At 57.5% G+C, this 18349-nt stretch carries 17 protein-coding genes; all 17 read left to right on the top strand.

Annotated features, from left to right (window positions below; genetic code table 11):
- Positions 1–17: 17 nt before the first annotated feature.
- The 17 genes from ACFQZG_RS01645 (at position 18) to ACFQZG_RS01565 (ending at position 18344) form a co-directional block, all read left to right on the top strand.
- Positions 18–896 (top strand): carbohydrate ABC transporter permease, encoded by an 879-nt coding sequence (locus ACFQZG_RS01645; RefSeq protein WP_378149426.1) that lies wholly within the window; start codon positions 18–20, stop codon positions 894–896.
- A gap of 73 nt (positions 897–969) precedes the next feature.
- Entirely contained in the window at positions 970–2526 is a 1557-nt protein-coding gene (locus tag ACFQZG_RS01640; protein WP_378149425.1) for an extracellular solute-binding protein, read from the top strand.
- 93 nt (positions 2527–2619) lie between these two features.
- Entirely contained in the window at positions 2620–4425 is a 1806-nt protein-coding gene (locus tag ACFQZG_RS01635; RefSeq protein ID WP_378149424.1) for a cache domain-containing sensor histidine kinase, read from the top strand.
- A complete protein-coding gene (locus ACFQZG_RS01630) occupies positions 4422–5510 on the top strand; it encodes a response regulator transcription factor (RefSeq protein ID WP_378149422.1) in 1089 nt (362 codons plus the stop codon). Before ACFQZG_RS01635 ends, ACFQZG_RS01630 begins: the two co-directional genes overlap by 4 nt.
- A 60-nt stretch (positions 5511–5570) precedes the next feature.
- Entirely contained in the window at positions 5571–6860 is a 1290-nt protein-coding gene (locus ACFQZG_RS01625) for a hypothetical protein (protein WP_378149420.1), read from the top strand.
- Positions 6857–7978 carry a glycoside hydrolase family 88 protein gene (locus ACFQZG_RS01620; RefSeq protein WP_378149418.1) on the top strand — a complete coding sequence of 374 codons (1122 nt, stop codon included), beginning with the start codon at positions 6857–6859 and terminating at the stop codon, positions 7976–7978. The genes ACFQZG_RS01625 and ACFQZG_RS01620 overlap by 4 nt, the downstream gene beginning before the upstream one ends.
- A gap of 90 nt (positions 7979–8068) precedes the next feature.
- Positions 8069–9001, top strand: a complete 933-nt coding sequence (locus ACFQZG_RS01615; protein ID WP_378149416.1) for a manganese-dependent inorganic pyrophosphatase — start codon at positions 8069–8071, stop codon at positions 8999–9001.
- Positions 9002–9229: 228 nt separating this feature from the next.
- A complete protein-coding gene (locus tag ACFQZG_RS01610) occupies positions 9230–9877 on the top strand; it encodes a GntR family transcriptional regulator (protein WP_378149414.1) in 648 nt (215 codons plus the stop codon).
- Positions 9878–9888: 11 nt separating this feature from the next.
- Entirely contained in the window at positions 9889–10917 is a 1029-nt protein-coding gene (locus tag ACFQZG_RS01605) for a Gfo/Idh/MocA family protein (protein WP_378149413.1), read from the top strand.
- A 19-nt stretch (positions 10918–10936) separates the two neighbouring features.
- The gene (locus tag ACFQZG_RS01600; protein WP_378149412.1) at positions 10937–11962 is read left to right on the top strand and encodes a hypothetical protein; all 1026 of its coding nucleotides are present in this window, start codon (positions 10937–10939) and stop codon (positions 11960–11962) included.
- A gap of 13 nt (positions 11963–11975) precedes the next feature.
- Positions 11976–12620, top strand: a complete 645-nt coding sequence (locus tag ACFQZG_RS01595) for a histidine phosphatase family protein (protein ID WP_378149410.1) — start codon at positions 11976–11978, stop codon at positions 12618–12620.
- Between the two features lie 107 nt (positions 12621–12727).
- Entirely contained in the window at positions 12728–13480 is a 753-nt protein-coding gene (locus ACFQZG_RS01590; protein ID WP_378149408.1) for an amidohydrolase family protein, read from the top strand.
- A gap of 20 nt (positions 13481–13500) precedes the next feature.
- Complete coding sequence (locus ACFQZG_RS01585) at positions 13501–14610, top strand: isocitrate/isopropylmalate dehydrogenase family protein (protein ID WP_378149406.1); 1110 nt, start codon at positions 13501–13503, stop codon at positions 14608–14610.
- A gap of 24 nt (positions 14611–14634) precedes the next feature.
- Entirely contained in the window at positions 14635–15963 is a 1329-nt protein-coding gene (locus tag ACFQZG_RS01580; RefSeq protein WP_378149405.1) for a four-carbon acid sugar kinase family protein, read from the top strand.
- Positions 15960–16712, top strand: coding sequence for a fumarylacetoacetate hydrolase family protein (locus ACFQZG_RS01575; protein WP_378149403.1), 753 nt, complete (start codon positions 15960–15962; stop codon positions 16710–16712). Before ACFQZG_RS01580 ends, ACFQZG_RS01575 begins: the two co-directional genes overlap by 4 nt.
- Positions 16713–16875: 163 nt before the next feature.
- The gene (locus tag ACFQZG_RS01570) at positions 16876–17382 is read left to right on the top strand and encodes a metallophosphoesterase family protein (protein WP_378150421.1); all 507 of its coding nucleotides are present in this window, start codon (positions 16876–16878) and stop codon (positions 17380–17382) included.
- Between the two features lie 83 nt (positions 17383–17465).
- Complete coding sequence (locus ACFQZG_RS01565; RefSeq protein ID WP_378149401.1) at positions 17466–18344, top strand: radical SAM/SPASM domain-containing protein; 879 nt, start codon at positions 17466–17468, stop codon at positions 18342–18344.
- Positions 18345–18349 lie beyond the last annotated feature (5 nt).

The raw sequence follows: 18349 nt of genomic DNA, 5'->3' as shown, positions 1-18349 counted from the left end.
CAAGGAGCATACCGGTCATGGGAATCAAACGATCCATCGGCGAACGGCTATTCGACATCTCGAACATCGTCTTCCTCTCGCTGGCCTGCGTTACGGTCATCATTCCGATCCTGCACGTGTTCGCCAGCTCTCTTAGTTCGACGCAAGCGCTGATCCATGCGGAGGTCAGCTTATGGCCGGTCGAGTTGAACTTCGACAACTATACGGCAGTCCTGAACAACGGCCAATTCTGGCGCTCGTTCGGCATATCGGCATTCGTCGTCGTCGTCGGCACGCTGATCAATATGGCCGTTACCGTATTGATGGCTTACCCGCTCTCCAAAACTTATCTCAGGGGACGCAACGTCATCATGCTCATGATCGTGTTCACGATGATTTTCTACCCGCCGATGATTCCGGTGTACCTCGTCGTCAAGTGGCTCGGAATCATCAATACGGTATGGGCGATGATCATCCCCGTGGCGCTTGCCCAGTTTAACTTGCTCATCTGCCTGACGTTCTTCCGCTCGCTTCCCGAAGAGCTGTTCGAAGCGGCGAGAGTCGACGGCATGACCGAGACGAAGATGGTATGGCGCATCGCGGTGCCGCTATCGAAGCCGATCATGATGACGCTAGGCTTGTTCTACGCGGTCTACCATTGGAATAACTACTACACGGCGTTGCTGTACGTGACGAAGTCGTCTCTCCGGCCGCTGCAGTTGTACTTGTACAACATCATCGCCAAGTCGGAGATGAACGAGATGTTGTCCAACGTGACGGAGACCGCTTCGACGTTTAGCCCGCAAGGACTGCAAATGGCGACGATCATCGTCGCGACGGTGCCGATCGTTCTCATCTATCCGTTCATACAGAAACACTTCATTAAGGGCGCATTGATCGGCTCCATCAAGGAATAACCCCCGGATTCGGTGTCAATGGCGCAAGGCCATGCACATAGATCATCATCATTCCTAGGAGGTCAAAGAAGAGATGAGAAAGAAACAATGGTTCGGACTTCTAAGCACTGCCTCGCTTGCGTTCACGATGGTTGCCTGCAGCAGCAATAACAACGGGAATAACAACGCATCGCCGTCTTCGGGTTCCAGCGTCGCGCCTTCGTCGTCCGCGAGCGCTGAACCGTCCGATGCGCCCAAGGAAACGCCGAAGTTCAAGCTCGTCGTATCCGATAACAGCGTGCCGACGCCCAAGGCGGACGATCCGCGCATCGTATACATGGAAGGGAAGACCGGCGTCGACCTTGACGTCGAGTTCCTTCCTCACGGAACGTACCAGGACCAATTGAAGCTTAAATTCGCATCCGGCGAATTTCCGGATGTGTACCAATCATGGTCCGGACCGGATCAAGATCTCGTGGACGCGGGGAAGATTCTGCCGCTCAACGATCTGATCGACCAATACGGCCCGAACCTCAAGAAGTACATTCCGCAAGCGGCGTGGGACGCGGTAACGCAAAAGGGTCAAATTCTGGCGATTCCGCAACCCGCCGCGACGCAATCCGGACAAATGATGTTCATCCGCAAAGACTGGCTCGACAAGCTCGGCTTGGCCGTGCCGACGACTTCTGAAGAGCTGCTGAACGTGCTGCGCGCCTTCCGCGATAACGACTTGAACGGCAACGGGGAGAAGGACGAAATTCCGTTCTCGATGCGCGAGAACATCAGCTGGGGCGACAATATATTCGGCATGTGGGGCGTCGGCACCGCGTGGACGGAGTACTACTACAACAACGAAGTCATACTCGGCAACATCCATCCGAACATTCTGAAAGCGCTCGAGTTCTTCCAAACGATGTCCAAGGAGAAGCTGATCGACTCCGAATTCCTGACCAACAACCGTTCGGTATGGGAGCAGAAGATCAAGTCCGGCCTCGTCGGCGTATGGGGCCATGCGGCGAACCTCGTCACGCAATGGAATACGGACCTGCTGGCGTCGATTCCGGATCAGAAGCCCGAAGTCATCGTCATCCCGACGCCTCGGGGCACGGGTTACGAAGGACCGGTCGGAACGCGCTGGAGCCCGATCTCCAAGACGTTCATCGTGTTGAAGGACGCCAAGAACCCGGAAGCCATCATTCAATACTTCGATTGGCTCATCAGCGAAGACGGCCAAATATTCACAGAACTCGGCATCGAAGGCGACACTTTCTTCAAGGCGACTTCCGACGGACGGATCACGTTCGACGCGAAGAAAGCGGCGGAAATCCAGTGGCTGGACTTCTCTTTCAGAATGCACGGTTACAATCCGGAGACGACGAAGATCAAGCTCGGCGACGACGCGATGTTCGAGAAGCTCGACGCGGCTTACAAGATCGCGAATACCGAAGGGTTCGTCAACGAAGCGATCGGCATGCCTCCGATTACCGACGAGCGCAATATGACGACGATGTTCCGCGAAGCGGCCGCCAAGGTCATGATCGGCAGCTCGCCGATCGGCGATTACGAGAAATTCATGGATACGTGGAGGAAGCAGGGCGGCAACGATCTGATCAAGGAACGCACCGACTGGTATAACGCGAACCGGAAGTAAATCGTTAACGGATTACCCATTCGTGTATAATTGTGGAAGAGCATGACTGCGATCATGCTCTTCCATCTTCCATGGAAGGGAATGCGATGCAACGTGATTCAATGGGTCCAGAAGTCGCTCATGGCGAAGTTGATTCTGCTGTTCACCGGCATTATCGTCGTCATCGTCACCTCCATGGGGCTGTACAGCTATTACGAGATTTCGAAGACGATCAAACAAGATATCGTCCGGTTCAGCTCTCAGGTGCTGAAGCAGGCGAATTTGAATTTGGAGCGTTATTACCGGGAGTACGAGCAAGGATTTCTGCTTCTCGGCACGAGTCAGGAGTTCGAGGATTGGCTGGAGCTCGAGCCGGGCGATAAAGGCGCGCTGTTCAGCAACTTGAGCTTGATCCAACAAAACTACATCGCGCCGTTCCAATTCCGGCATCCGGAGATTTTGTCCGTGACGCTCAAATCGGACCGGGGCAACGAAATTCACCAAACGAAGCAGTACGGCTTGAAGCTAGGTTATTCGCTATCCGAAGAACCGTGGTTGAAGGATGTCGACCGAACGAACAAAGTGTACATGCGGGTCGGCATCAATTCGCATTATTTGAACGAATCGGGCGCGCCCGAGCCGCGAATGGTCATGACGATGGCGAAACGGTTCGGTACGTTCTCGAGCAAAGGGTATTTGAAGATGGACATCTCCTTGGGTCCGGCGCAATCGATCTTGAACGAGCTCGAACTCGGCGAAGATTCGATCGGCATGATCAGCGACACGAGCGGGACGATTATCGTGCATCCGGATTTGAACGAAATCAACGCGAAGCTGGAGCCGAGCTGGATATCGGAAATTTACGGGCACGATCGGGGCTCGTTCTTCGTCGAACGCACGGAAGACATGGTCGTCTACGAGACGATTCCGTATACGAACTGGAAGTCGATCGCGATCGTATCGTATCCGACGGTCGCGGGGAGCGTCGACCGTCTTAAGGTCGTGACGATTCTCGTCGCGATAGGCGGCATCGTCGGCGCGGTGCTGTTGATCTTAACGGTAACGACATCCGTAACCCGCCGAATCGCCGATTTGCGCCGCATGATGAAGCGGATCAAGATCGGCGATTTCGAGCAGCGAGTGCAGATCAGAGGCAAAGACGAGCTTGCCGACCTTGGCGTCTCTTACAACCAGATGCTCAATACGCTCGACGATTCCATCCAACAGCTCGCGGAGACGAGAATGCGGCAGCAGCAAGCGGTATTGTCCGCGCTGCAGTCGCAGATCAATTCGCACTTCCTGTACAACACCTTGGAATCGATCAATTCGATGGCGATACTCGCGGACCATGAGGACATCGAGAGAACGACCGTCAACTTATCGAATATGCTCCGCTATACTTCGACGTATAAAGACGCGATCGTAACGGTGAACGACGAAATCAACCATATGGTCAGCTATTTGAATATTTGCCGGATTCGATACGGAGACAACGTCTCTTATTCGATTCGCATGGATCCGGATTGCGGGCAGATCGCTTGCCTGAAGGCGATCTTGCAACCGATCGCGGAGAACGCGATCAAGCACGGTCTGGAGACGTCCGGCGCTTCGATACGTTTGTCCGTCGACGTGACGAGACATCAGGATCAACTATCGATCTCGATCGAAGACGACGGCGTCGGCTTCGGCGAAGAGGAGCTCCGTAGGTTGCGGGAGAAGCTTCAGGATGTCGGGGTAAGGGAGAATTACGACCAGTTCACGCAAGTCGGCATCTCCAACGTGCTCTATCGGCTGCGAACGTATTACAAGAACAAGAACGGACAAGCGAATTTGCTTATCGAGAACGCGCGGCCGTCCGGCGCGATCGTCACGTTGACATTCCCGGTTACCGAGAAGGAAGAGAAGGGGGATCGGCCATGAACCGCATATTGATCGTCGACGACGAGCGGCTGATCCGTTCCAGCCTGAACAAGATCATCGATCAGATCGGGGACAACAACGTCGTGGCGGGGCTCGCGGAGGACGGCGATAACGCGTTATCCTGGTTATCGCAATATTACGCGGATTTGTGCATTACGGACGTGCGAATGCCGAAGGTGAACGGGCTTGAGCTGCTGAAAGCGATCAACGATCGTTATCCTTGGATGTATGGCATCGTCGTGTCCAGTTACGACGATTTCTCCTATATCCAGCAAAGCCTGCAGCTCGGCGCGGTCGATTACGTGCTCAAGCCGGTCGACCGGGAGCTGCTCCGGCAAGCGATCAACCGATCGCGGGAGAAGATCACCCGCTCCCGGTACGACTTCGCTTACGGTCTGATGCTCAAGAAGCTGCCGCATCACCGGCCGATGCTCGTGAGATGGATCGAGCAAGTCAAGACGGCGCAATCGGAGACGATGCCGATCATGGTCGTGGATACGCTGGAAATGCTGGAGAGCTGGGTAGGCGAAGACGTTTACCATCTGAACATGCTGGCGATGGCGTGGCTCGAGGTCGTGAACGAGGAATTGAAAAAAGAAAAGCTGGACGTCGTCTTCGAAGAAGGAGACGATATCGGGCTCGGAGAAGCGGCGATTCCGGTCGAACGTCTGCGCGGGTATTTCCGGTTATGCGCCGTGCGGCGGCTGGAGGAAGGCGCGAACCTGCTGTTCGGCGGCAGCAAAGCGGCGAGGGACCATCCGAACCGCCGAGCGACCGAGGACGTGAAGAAATTCATCGACGAACATTACGCCAGGAAGCTGACGCTGCAGGAGCTGGCGGACTCCGCATGGGTGAGCCGCAATTACATCGCGATCTTATTCAAGAAGGCGACCGGCATGACGATCTGGAGTTACCTCGTCATGGTGCGCATGCAGAAGGCGAGAGACATGCTGCTCCATACGCCGCTCAAAGTATACGAAATCGCCGGACGGGTCGGCTACGAGAACAGCGTCCACTTCTCGCAACTATTCAAGGAAACTTACGGCTTGGCGCCTGCGGAATATAAGAAACGCATGGAAAGTTAACGGGATTAATTAATGAGCGATCGCGTTCGATAATCGCATATACGGGGAGAGGTTCGCAAGATGACATCGGGATACTATCGCACGCGAAGAACGGACGGCAAATGGCAATTGGTCGATCCGTCGGGGAAGCCGTTCTTCTCGCTGGGCATTAACGGCGTATACAATCAATTGTTGGACCAAGCGGAATGGCTTGAAGTCGATTTCGTCGATAAGTACGGGGGAGATCGCGATTGGCTGCAGCGTTGGGCGGATGTCCAATCGGATCGGATAACAAGCTGGGGCTTCAACACGTTGGGCTGCTGGCACGAGAAGCTTTATTGGGGCAACGGCGCGCCGAAGACGGTCGAAATCCGCATGTCGCGTTACGCCAAAAAGGCGAATAAGGACTGGGGCATCGGCTTCCCGGACGTGTTCGACAAGAGCTTCAAGGCTTCGGTATACAAAAGTCTGGCCGAATGCTTCTACGAGAAGGGCGAGGCGTTATTGGCCGATCAAGGCCTAATCGGTTACTACACGGATAACGAGCTTCATTGGTGGGGTTCTAGCGGTAAATGGGGCGACAACGAGCCTGACGCGGGATACGAATCGACGGGTCTCGTCGACGATTACTTCGAGCTGCCCGCGCACGCGGCCGGCAAGTGTGCCTGGGTTTCGTTCGTAAGGGAGAAATACGGTACCGTCGAGCGGCTGAACGAAGCATGGGGAAGCGAGTATTCGGAGCTGGACGATCTGCATCATATTGCCGTCTACCGCGCGCATCCGGACGTTCTGGGCGAGGATAAGATCGGCTTCCTGAAGCTGATCTCGGAAGTTTACTTCCGCACGACCGACGAAGCGCTCAAGAAGTACGACCCGAACCGGTTGAACCTCGGCTGCCGGATGGTCGGCACGAGCACGCCCCCGGTCGTCTTCGAAGCGATGAAGGACTACGCGGATCTCATCTCGCTCAACTTCTACAGCTTCGATCTGCCGGAGCGTTGGCTGGACGTCGTCAGCGAGCGGACGAACTTGCCGGTCATGATCACGGAATTCAGCTTCTGCGCGGGACGCGAAGCAGGCTTCCTGATCAGCACGAACGGAGCGCGCAACGTGCTCGTCCGCGACCAAGCGAGACGAGTCGAAGCGTACAGGGAGTTCGTAACGGCGGCATCCAAGCTTCCGAGCATCGTCGGTCTGCATTGGTTCGCGCTGTACGATTACGCGAATCCGAACGGGTTGATCGGAAATTACGGCTTGCTGGACATGAAGGACGAGCCTTATTCGGTATTCGCCGACGGCGTCGCGACAACGCATGCGCGACTGGGCGACGTCTATGCCGCGGCGGCTAAGGACGAGGGAGCGGACGCATGACGGCCGGACGGTGGCACGAACAGGCTTGGCGCCAGGTATGCTCCAAGGTCGAACGCGCGCGCGCGCGCGTCGGCACGACGTTCCCGGAGGCGTCCCATGGCGGGCGGTTCACGGAAGTGTCCCGCACGCACTGGGTGGCCGGGTTCTGGCCGGGCTTGCTCTGGCAAGTGTATAACGATACGGGCAACGAGGATATGAAACGAACCGCGATCGCTTGCGAGGCAAAGTTATCGGAGGCGCTTCGGTTCGATATCGAGAAGCTCCATCACGACGTCGGATTCATGTATCTGCTAAGCAGCGTCGCGCAATACGAACGAACGGGCGACGACGAGGCGCGCAAGCGCGGTCTCATCGCGGCCTCGATTCTCGCGTCGCGGTTTAATCCGGCGGGCAACTTCCTGCGCGCTTGGCCGGATTGGGACGGGGAAGATCACGCGGGCTGGGCGATCATCGATTGCATGATGAACTTGTCGTTGCTCTATTGGGCCTCCGACCAAGAGGGGGATCCCCGTTACCGGCACATCGCGAACCGGCATGCGGATACGGTGCTCACGGCATTCTTTCAACCGGACGATACGGTCAATCATATCGTCGTGTTCGACCCGGAGACGGGCACGCGGCTGCGGTCCTTGGCCGGACAGGGCTTCGCGCCGGATTCCGCATGGTCGCGAGGACTATCTTGGGCCGTCTACGGCTTCGCGAATTGTTACCGCCACACCGGTTACGCAAGGTACTTGGACGCGGCGGAACGCGCGGGCGAAGCATTCTTGCGGCTGCTTCCCGAAGACGGCATTCCTTATTGGGATTTCAAGCTCCCGACGTTAGAGGGAATGCCACGCGATACGTCCGCCGCGGCGTGCGCGGCGTCGGGCATGCTCGAGCTGGCGGAAGTCGCCTCGCCGGAGAAGCGGGAGACGTTCCGGGCAGGCGCGGAGACGTTGCTCCGCAACCTGTACGAGAAGTGCGCGGACGGGGAGTCGGACGAAGAGGGCTTGCTGCTTCATGCGACCGGATTTTACGCGAAGGGCATGCACGTCGACGTACCTCTCGTCTACGGAGACTATTATTACGCCGAAGCGCTTGCCAAGTTGAACGGCACGGCGCTGCGACTCTGGTAACGGGGAGCGGAATACTTGCATTTATCTTGCTTGTCGCTATCGGAATGCGGTATACTTTTCTCGCCAATTCACTAGCGAAGGAGCAAGAAAATGAGTAAAGTATTGATATTCGGCCACAAAAATCCGGATACGGATACAATCTGCTCGGCAATCGCTTACGCCGATCTCAAAACGAAATTGGGCTTCGACGTAGAAGCGGTACGTCTCGGCGCGGTTAGCGGCGAAACGCAATTCGCGCTCGACGCGTTCGGTTTCCAGGCGCCTCGCCTCGTCGAGACCGTAGCCAACGAAACGAAAGAAGTCATTCTCGTCGACCATAACGAACGCCAACAAAGCGCTCCCGATATCGACCAAGTGCGCGTCGTCGAAGTCATCGACCATCACCGGATCGCGAACTTCGAGACGAGCGGCCCGCTTTACTTCCGCGCGGAACCGGTCGGCTGCACGGCGACGATTCTGAACAAGCTGTACAAAGAGAACGGCGTGGAAATTTCGAAACCGGTCGCCGGCCTTATGCTGTCCGCCATCATCTCGGACTCCTTGCTATTCAAATCGCCGACCTGCACGGCGGAAGACATAGCGGCGGCACGCGAGCTTGCTTCGATCGCGGGCGTGGACGCCGACGCATACGGCCTCGACATGCTCAAAGCCGGAGCGGACTTGAGCGACAAGTCGATCGCGCAGCTGATCTCCCTCGACGCGAAGGAGTTCTCGATGGGCGGCGCCAAGGTCGAAATCGCGCAAGTGAACGCGGTGGACGTGAACGACGTGCTGTCCCGCCAAGCCGAGCTTGAAGACGCGCTGACGAATATCATCAACGCCAAGGGCCTGGATCTGTTCCTGTTCGTCGTTACGGATATTCTTAACAACGACTCGGTCGGCATCGCGCTCGGTAAAGCGGCGGACGCGGTAGAGCAAGCTTACGGCGTGAAGCTGAGCAACAACCAAGCGGTTCTGAAGGGCGTCGTTTCCCGCAAATCGCAAATCGTGCCGGTGCTTACCGATACGTTCAATAAACGCTAGTCGGAGTTGGAAAGCCCGCGTATGCTTACGCGGGTTTTTTTGCGAAGCTTGACGGGTGTTAGTTGCGTTCCTTCGCGATTGACAAGGCGGAGCAAGTAATGTATCATTTGAATACATTGTATACAATGAACGCCATGGCACGACATGATACGCCAAGGCCCGTAACAAAGATCCGAACAATAGACAGAATTCAGAACGGCTAGATCATGCTCGGGAGGTTAGGCATCCATGCAGCTGCAATCGAAGTCCACGTTGGACGCTACCGTCTATAATAAAATCAAAGAAATGATTATCGAGAACAAACTGAAGCCGGGCGAATTGATCGTCCAGAACCAAATGTCCCAGACGCTCGGCGTAAGCCGCACGCCGCTGCGCAAAGCGTTGGGTGAATTGGAGAAGGAAGGACTGCTGGAGGGCTCGCCGGTCGGTTGGTACGTCAAGGAGTTCACGAAGCAGGATATGGTATCCGTGTTCGAAATCCGCTCGGTACTGGAAGGACTTGCCTGCCGTCTTGCCGCTGGAAGGTTAGGCGCTCCCGATCTGATCTATTGGCGCACGTTGTTCGAGCACGCTTACGAAGCTTACCGTAACGGAGACGCGGAGGCGTATTACAACGCCGACGTGAAATTCCACAACGCGATCGTGGACGTTACCGGTGACGCCGTGCTCGCGAGAACGATCGGCGGAACCCGGATTATCGAGACGAGTCAGCTTCAGGGGTTATATCGAGATCCGCATGAAACATACGGCGAGCATTTGCAAATTCTCGACGCGCTGGGTTCGAACGACGGGGAACGCGCGGAGACCCTGATGAGAGACCATATTCGCAAGGCGATTCCATACTTGCTATCGGACGCTTATCGCGTTTACAAATAAGGAGCTTATCCATGACTGAACCATCGTATACGCCGCTTACCGGATTGCTGGTCGGAGCGGGCCATTTTGCTCCTATACAGCTCGAAGCATGGCAATCCGTTCAAGGAGGCGCGATCGGAGGCGTAATCGCCCGCTCGAGGGAAGAAGCCGCTAAGCTGGCGTCGCAGTACGGCATTGCGGCATACGCGGATTGGGAGGAGGCCATCGCCGGGCTGAAGCCGGATTATATCGATATATGTACGCCCCCGGATTCTCACATCGACTATGCCAGGCGAGCCGCGGACATCGGATTGCCGGTGTTGTGCCAGAAACCCGTAGCGCCGACGTTGGAAGAGAGCGAAGCGCTTGTCGCTTATTGCCGGGAGCGGGGCGTACCGCTCATGATCAACGAGAATTGGCGGTGGCAAGGCTGGTATCGGGAGATCAAACGGATGATCGACCTCGGCATGCTCGGAATTGTATACAATGTGTACTTTGCCATGCGCCCGGGTGACGGTTGGGGAGACGAACCTTATCCGGTTCAACCTTATTTCCGCAAGATGAATCCGTTCCTTCTCTACGAAACCGGCGTTCATTGGATCGATACGTTTCGTTATTTGCTCGGAGAGATCGACAGCGTGTACTGTCGCACGGCAACGATCAATCCCGCGATCGCGGGCGAGGATATGGCCGTCGTTCACTTTAATTTCGCTAGCGGCGCGATCGGTATCTACGACGCCAATCGAACGACGTACATGGAACGCGTGCGATCGGATACTTACGGCTACATGACGATGGAGGGAACGGAAGGCAAGCTGCGATTGGACGATAACGGAGACATTCGGTATACGCCGCGCGGCGGAACGGAAAGCTTGCATGCTTACCGGATCCCGGACGGATGGAAGGGCGGAGGCGCGATCGGGGCACAGCAGCATTTCATCGACGGGTTGACTCGAGGCGTGCCGTTCGAGTCTTCCGGGGAAGCGTATTTGCAGACGATACGTTGGATGTACGCTTGCTATAGATCGGCGGCCACGGGACAGGTCGCAACGTTGGGATAGGCGAAGGGGAGGGTCCAAGATGAGACATACGGAAGTTACCATCGTCGGCGATCGGTTCGCGATCAACGGCGAGCTTACGTATACAGGCAGGCATTGGAACGGCATCCGCATCGAAGGGTTGCTGATGAACAGCCGGATGGTGCAAGGAATATTCGACGACGACAACCCGGATACGGCGGGCAAATGGGCTTATCCCGATACGGGAACATGGGACGCGGAACGCAATACGAACGAATTCATCGAGAGGATGCCGGATTGGAAGCGGAACGGGCTGGCGGCTTTCACGATTAATTTGCAAGGGGGGAGTCCCGAGGGCTATTCCGAATTCCAGCCGTGGCATAATTCCGCCTTCCGCGCCGACGGCAGCTTGAAGGAAAGCTACGCGCGCAGGCTTGCCCGTATTCTCGATCGCGCGGACGAACTCGGGCTGGCGGTCATCCTCGGCTATTTTTACTTCGGGCAGGACGGCCGGCTTTCCGGAGAACTCGCGGTCAAACAGGCCGTGGCGAACGCGACGGCATGGATCGTGAACCAAGGATATTCGAACGTGCTGGTCGAGATCGCGAACGAATGCGATTATCCGATGTATTCTCACGATATTTTACGCGCCGGCAGGGTACATGAACTGATCGATCTGGCGCACGTCGTCGCGGCGGCGATACGGCCGGCGCGTCGGTTGCTCGTAAGTGCGAGCTTTCGAGGAGCGACGGTGCCGACGGATAACGTGATGGCGACGGCGGACTTCTTGCTCATCCACGGCAATTCCGCTCCGGCGGACTGGATTCCGCAGCAGATCGCTTGCATCCGCGACCGGGCGGCTTACCGCGGTCAACCGATCGTCAACAACGAGGACGACCATTTCGACTTCGACCGGGAGACGAATCATTTGGTTCTGTCGATCTCGCGCGGCGTTTCCTGGGGATATTTCGATCCCGGCGCTAGCGATTACGCCGACGGCTATCAATGTCCTCCGGTTAACTGGGGGATCAACACGGAGCGGAAAAAGCAATTTTTCGAGAAGTTGAAGGAAATTACCGGCGTATGAGGAGGGGGAGCCGATGGTCGATTCCGTGTGGCTAATTCGCCACGGGATGCGATTGAACTTCGAGGACCCGGGCTGGGCGAAGAGCGCTGCACGGCCGCACGACTCGCCTCTCTCCGAGACCGGGTTACAACAAGCTCGCGAGACGGCGATGTTCCTGCAAGACCAAGGCATCCGTCACATGTTCGTATCGCCGTTCTACCGCACGCTGCAGACGGCGAGCGTAATCGCGGAGACGCTTGATCTAAGCCTGCGCGTAGAATACGGTTTCTACGAATGGTTGAACCCGGCTTGGACGCCAGCCTTTCCGGAGATCATAACGCCCGAAGCGGCGTTCTCCGAATTTCGGATGATCGATCCGGCATATCGCTCGTATTCGGGACCAGGATATCCGGAGGAAGACGAGAACGTGCATGTCTACGACCGGGTTAAACCGGCGATAGCGGGAATCGTGCGCGACTTCGACGGCCCTGTCGCGATCGTCGGTCATGGCGCTTCGATGCATCAGGCAGCACGGGCGCTCGTCGATCCGCCGACCGGATTCCTGCGCGATATGTGCGCGATCAATAAGCTGGAACGGCACGGCGGCCAGTGGAGGCTCGCGTTGTCGACGACCGCGCATCTGAGCGTGCTCGGACACCAACCGACGCGATTTCATTAACCGCCGCTCAACAGGGAGAGACGGTCGGATTAACGGCAGTCTTTTTCTAATGCAAACTTTGTATACAATGAGTACAAGATTAACTGATGAAATACGGAGAGGGAGACGTGGACGCCATTCGCATCGTCGATACGCATATGCATCTGGGCACATCCCGATTCTCGGGCGTGTCCACGGAGGAAGAGGACATCATTCAAGCGATGGATCGGAACGGCGTAACCGCGAGCCTCGTCATGCCGCAACCTACGTTAGAGGATATTGCCGCCGTGCACGCGCGAATCGCGGAGATGGCCGATCGGCGCAAGGGAAGAATCTTCGGCATGGCCAGTCTCGATCCATGGCTCGAAGAAGAAGCGTATTATCGGCAGGCGGAGGTATGTTTCCGGAAATACGGATTCGTCGCCATCAAGCTGCATCCGCTCGGGCATAACGTATCCCCGCTATCCCCGCAGTGCGACAAGGTGTACGAGACCGCCCGCGCCTACGATGTTCCCGTGCTCGTTCATACGGGGTTAGGCGCTCCTAACGCGCTCCCGTCGCTCGTCATCGATCCGGCCAGGCGTTATCCGGACGTTCGGTTTATTTTGTGTCATGCGGGGTTCGCGGTATATACCGACGAAGCGATCGTAGCGGCTAAGTATTGCGACAATATTCATTTGGAACCCTCGTGGTGCCAGACTTATGCGGTGAAAAAAATGGTGCGGACGCTCGGGGCGGACCGGGTGCTGTTCGGTTCCGACCACCTAACCAACCTTCCGGTCGAGTTGGTAAAATTCCAATCGATCGGACTGTCCCCGGAGGAGCTGGAGAAGATCTTGGAACGGAACGCGGTACGGTTATTCAAATTGTCGCTGCAATAGAGAAGGGAGCTGCGAGAGAAATGGCTGCATATAACATTGCGTTGTTGCCAGGCGACGGCATCGGGCCGGAAGTCACGCGGGAAGCGGTCAGGGTGCTGAAGGAAATCGAGAAGAGGTACGACGGGCTGTCGTTCGCGTTCGAAAGCTTCGATGCGGGGGCCGAGCGGTATTTGCGGACCGGGACAACCTTCACGGAGGACGCTTTCGAGCATTGCAAACGGGCGGACGCGATGTTGATGGGAGCGATCGGATTGCCGGAGGCCAGACATGCGGATGGAAGGGAAGTGAACGGGGACGTCATCTTCCGGCTGCGATTCGACTTGGATTTGTATGCTGGGGTTCGCCCCGTGCGGTTGTTCGAAGGCGTTCCGAGCGCTCTCAAGGACGTGTCGCAGGGTATCGACTACGTGATCGTGCGAGAAAACGTGGAGGGACTGTATGCATCGAGGACCGGCGGCTGCAACGTGCGAGGAGAGGTAGCGACGGATACGATTATTATGACTCGGACCGGTATCCGCAAAGTATCGCATTACGCCTTCAAGCTCGCGGAGAAACGCAAGGGCCGCGGTCGGCCGGCAGACGGGCAATCGGTCGTTACGTGCGTAGACAAGGCGAACGTGTTGAGTTCGTACGCGTTCTTCCGCAGCGTCTACGACGAGGTGGCGTCCGAGTATCCCGACATTGCCCGGGATTATGCGTACGTGGATGCGATGACGCTATATCAGGTGCTGCACCCGCACCGTTACGATGTCGTCGTGGCGGAGAACATGTTCGGAGACATCATCTCCGACTTGTCGTCCGCCACGGTCGGAGGATTGGGCATGGCGCCGTCGGGAGACATCGGCGATCGCCATGGATTGTTCCAACCGTCGCACGGCACGGCGCCTTCGATCGCAGGACGGAATATCGCTAACCCGTTGGCCGCGATCCTGTCCGCCAGCATGATGCTCGACTGGTTAGGAGAGCGTCATGGGGATGCGCAAGCTACCGATGCGGCGGCGCGTATCGAGCGGGCGACGGCGAACGTGCTGCGCGAGGGCGGCTGCAGGACGGCGGACATCGGCGGCGCTTCGAGTACTTCGGACGTTGGCGATGCAATCGTACGAGAACTGCAAGCTTTAACGGACTAACTTATCGAGGAGGCGCGCAAGGGAATGACCGAGCTAACATGGGGCGAACGGATTGCACGGGATAAGAGGCGAGTCGTCATCTTGGACGATGACCCGACCGGCACGCAGACGGTGTCCGGCGTAGCGGTCATCCTCCGACCGAACCGCGATGCTTATCGCGCGTTCTTCGGCAGCGAAGCGCGCGCGGCGTTCGTCTTGACGAATACGAGGGCAATGCCCGAGCCGGAAGCGCGCGCCCTCGTAAGGCATATTCGCCGCGAGGTAGAGGAAGCGGCAGCCAAGGCAGGCGCGGAGACCGCCTTCCTGCTTCGAGGAGACTCGACGCTTCGCGGGCATATCTTCGCGGAGATCGACGAAATGTCGGACAGGGACTCTTCGGTTAGTTTGTTTGTTCCCGCTTTTCCGGAGGGCGGTCGGACGACGGTCGGAGGCGTTCACTATTTGCGGCAAGGAGACACCCGCGTACCGGTATGCAGGACGGAGTTCGCCGCCGATCCCGTTTTCGGCTACGACAGCGAACGGTTGGAAGACTGGGCGCGAGAAGCGCCTCATGGTCGGCAGGCGATTCTCGTTCCATTGGCGGCGTTACGGGAGATCGGAGAGCAGGCGATCGCCGAGGCGTTGATCAACGCGCCCGACGGCTCCGTCGTAATCCCGGATGCGGAGACGCGGGAAGATCTGGAGAGCATCGCCTCCGGTCTGCTGGCCGCGGAGGAGCGGGGCCGTCGCATCGTCGTGCGTTGCGCATCGACGTTCGCCGCCATACGGGCGGGACTTACGGGACGAGCGGCGGCGCCGCGCATCACTGCCGCGAGATTGCTTATCGTCTGCGGCTCGCACACGGCGGCGAGCACGGAACAACTGCGGAAACTGTCCGAGCGAACGGTTCCGCCGATCATCGTTCCGGTCGCGGGCGTTCTGGGCACGGAGCGGGAGCGGGGAGAGATCGTGGCGAAGCTGACGGTGAAGGTCAAGGAGCGGATTGCCGCCGGCGGGTTGGCCATTCTGGCAACGGAGCGAGAGCGGGATGCCGGACATGGGGATTTGCGGACGGGAGCCCGCGTCATGAGAGTTCTGACGGATATCGTCTCCAATGTGGCCGGGGATGTGGACGGGGTTATCAGCAAAGGCGGAATTACGTCCGCTCAGGTCGCGACGGACGGATTGGGCGCGGACTCGGCATTCGTATACGGACAATTGGCGCCCGGCGTGTCGCTATGGGAGCTTGCGGTATCGGGCGGAAAGACGCTGCCGTACGCGGTCGTTCCCGGCAACGTAGGAGGCAGCGAGACGATCGTCGACGTCGTTCGGCAATTCGGAGTCGGACGGGAAGAAAGCGAGGCGGGGCAATGAGATTCGTTAGATTCGTCGGGATTGACGGTATTCCAAGAAAGGCGGTCGAGGAGAACGGCAAGCTGAGAGAAACCGAAGGGGACTGGTTCGGGGGATGGGCGCCGACGGGCCGCGATTACGATGCGGATGAAATCAAGCTGCTATCTCCGATTCAGCCGAACATTCTGATCGGCATCGCCAACAATTACGCGCCTCCGGGCCAACCGGTGCCCGATTGCCCGGAGCTTCCGCTCTTCTTCCTCAAACCGGGTTCAACCGTTATCGGGCCGGAAATCCCTATCCGCTTGCCGCCGTCGCTGCAAGAAGTCAAATTCGAGGCGGAGCTTGTGGCAATCATCGGTAAAGAAGCTCGTAACGTGGAGGAATCGGAAGCGCTCGATTATGTGTTCGGGTATACGCTCGGCAACGACGTTACGGCACCGCAGTTGTTCCATCCGGCGGGACCGTGGACGCTCGGCAAGGCATACGACACGTTCATGCCGCTCGGTCCGGCGATCGTCCGTAAGCCGGACCTGTCCGCGCTTCGCGTTCGATCCCGTCTGGACGGGGTGCTGCGGCAGGATAGCCCGCTCTCCTGCATGATCATGAGCGTCGCCGCCCAGATTGCTTACTTGTCTCGCGTCATGACGCTCCGCCCCGGAGACGCGCTGCTCACCGGAGCACCCGAAGGCGCCGGCATGATGGGAAGAGGCGCCGTGCTGGAATGCGATTCCGAGGAGATAGGTACGCTGCGTAATCCGGTGTTTTGAATGCAAGAAGCAGCAGAAGGCGCTTGGGATATCCAAGCGTCTTCTTGATGTCGCCAATAGATGAAGGGTATCGGTTCACGATTCGCGAATGCTCCTTCAACGGACGATCCGTCTAGTGGTATGCTGGACGTATGCCAGAACGGGAACAATCGAGGTGAACCGGATGAAAATCGTCGTTATTTCCGATACGCACATGCCGAGATCGAGCCCTAAGCTGCCGGACATCCTGCTCGCGGAGCTAGCCGATGCCGACGCGATTTTGCACGCGGGCGATTGGACGAGTATGGACGTCTATCCGATGCTGTCGGCGTTCGCGCCGACCTACGGCGTGGCGGGCAATAACGACGGACCTGACGTGCATGAGAAGTTCGGATTGAAAAAGCTGCTGAATCTCGGCGGATGCCGGATCGGTCTTATACACGGACACGGCGCGAACAGATCGATCGCGACGGAGAAGAGGGCGTTGGAAGCGTTCAAAGGCAAACGCCTGCACGCGATCGTGTACGGTCATTCCCATACGCCGGTGCTGAAGCAAGTCGGAAGCACGCTCGTCCTTAACCCGGGATCTCCGACGGACAAGCGAAGACAACCGCAATATTCGTTCGCGATCGTTACCGTCGCGGACGGGAATATCGATGCCCGCCTTGTGTATTACGATGACAAGTCCTGACATTCGGCTTCCTCATTCCTATTCGGGGGCGTCCTTGCTATAATGAGACTTGCACGCAGACACGCGTCCGATTGGAGAAGCCCATGAAACGATTCAAGAAGTTTTACGTCGAGATCACGAGCGTGTGCAATCTCGCCTGCACGTTCTGTCCGCCGACCGAGCGCAAATCGAATTTCATTAAAATAGATGCATTCACGCACATTCTGGACGAGATTAAGCCTTTCACCGATTATATCTATTATCATGTCAAAGGCGAGCCGCTGCTCCATCCGAAGATCGACGAGTTGCTCGACATCAGCGACGCCAAAGGCTTCAAGGTCAATCTGACGACGAACGGCACGCTGTTGCACAAGGCGAAGCATAAGCTGCTCGGCAAGCCGGCGCTCCGTCAGATCAACTTCTCGCTGCACAGCTTCGACGGCCATCCCGGTTCGAAGGATAAGGCAGGGTACGTGCTTAGCGTCCTGAACTTCGCGAAGGAAGCGGTCGCGCAATCGAACGTCATCATCTCGCTGCGGCTGTGGAACTTGGCCCGGGACAACGAGACGAATCTCGAGAGGGACCGCAACCGCGAGGTGCTGGACATTATCGAGCGGGAATTCGCGCTGGACTTCAAGATCGACGACCATTTCACGAGAGGAAGCGGCGTGAAGATCGCGGACCGCATCTACGTGAACCACGAGACTGAGTTCGTATGGCCGGCGCTGACCGAAGAAGAGGACTTGAACAAAGGGTTCTGCCATGGCCTCCGTAACCAAGCGGGCATCCTATCCGACGGAACGGTCATCCCTTGCTGCCTCGACGGGGAGGGCGTCATCAACTTAGGCAACGTGCACGACAAGCCCTTCGCCGAAATTCTCGAAGGCGAGCGGGCGACCCGAATGCACGACGGCTTCTCGAGGCGCGAAGTGGTCGAGGAGCTGTGCCGGCGGTGCGATTATCGCCGCCGCTTCGGGACATAGACGAC

This window comes from Cohnella sp. GCM10027633 (assembly GCF_042675445.1).
In the GTDB taxonomy this organism is placed as follows: Bacteria; Bacillota; Bacilli; order Paenibacillales; family Paenibacillaceae; genus Cohnella.
The sequence above is the reverse complement of the archived record's forward strand: the minus strand, read 5'-3'. Positions and strand labels throughout refer to the sequence as shown.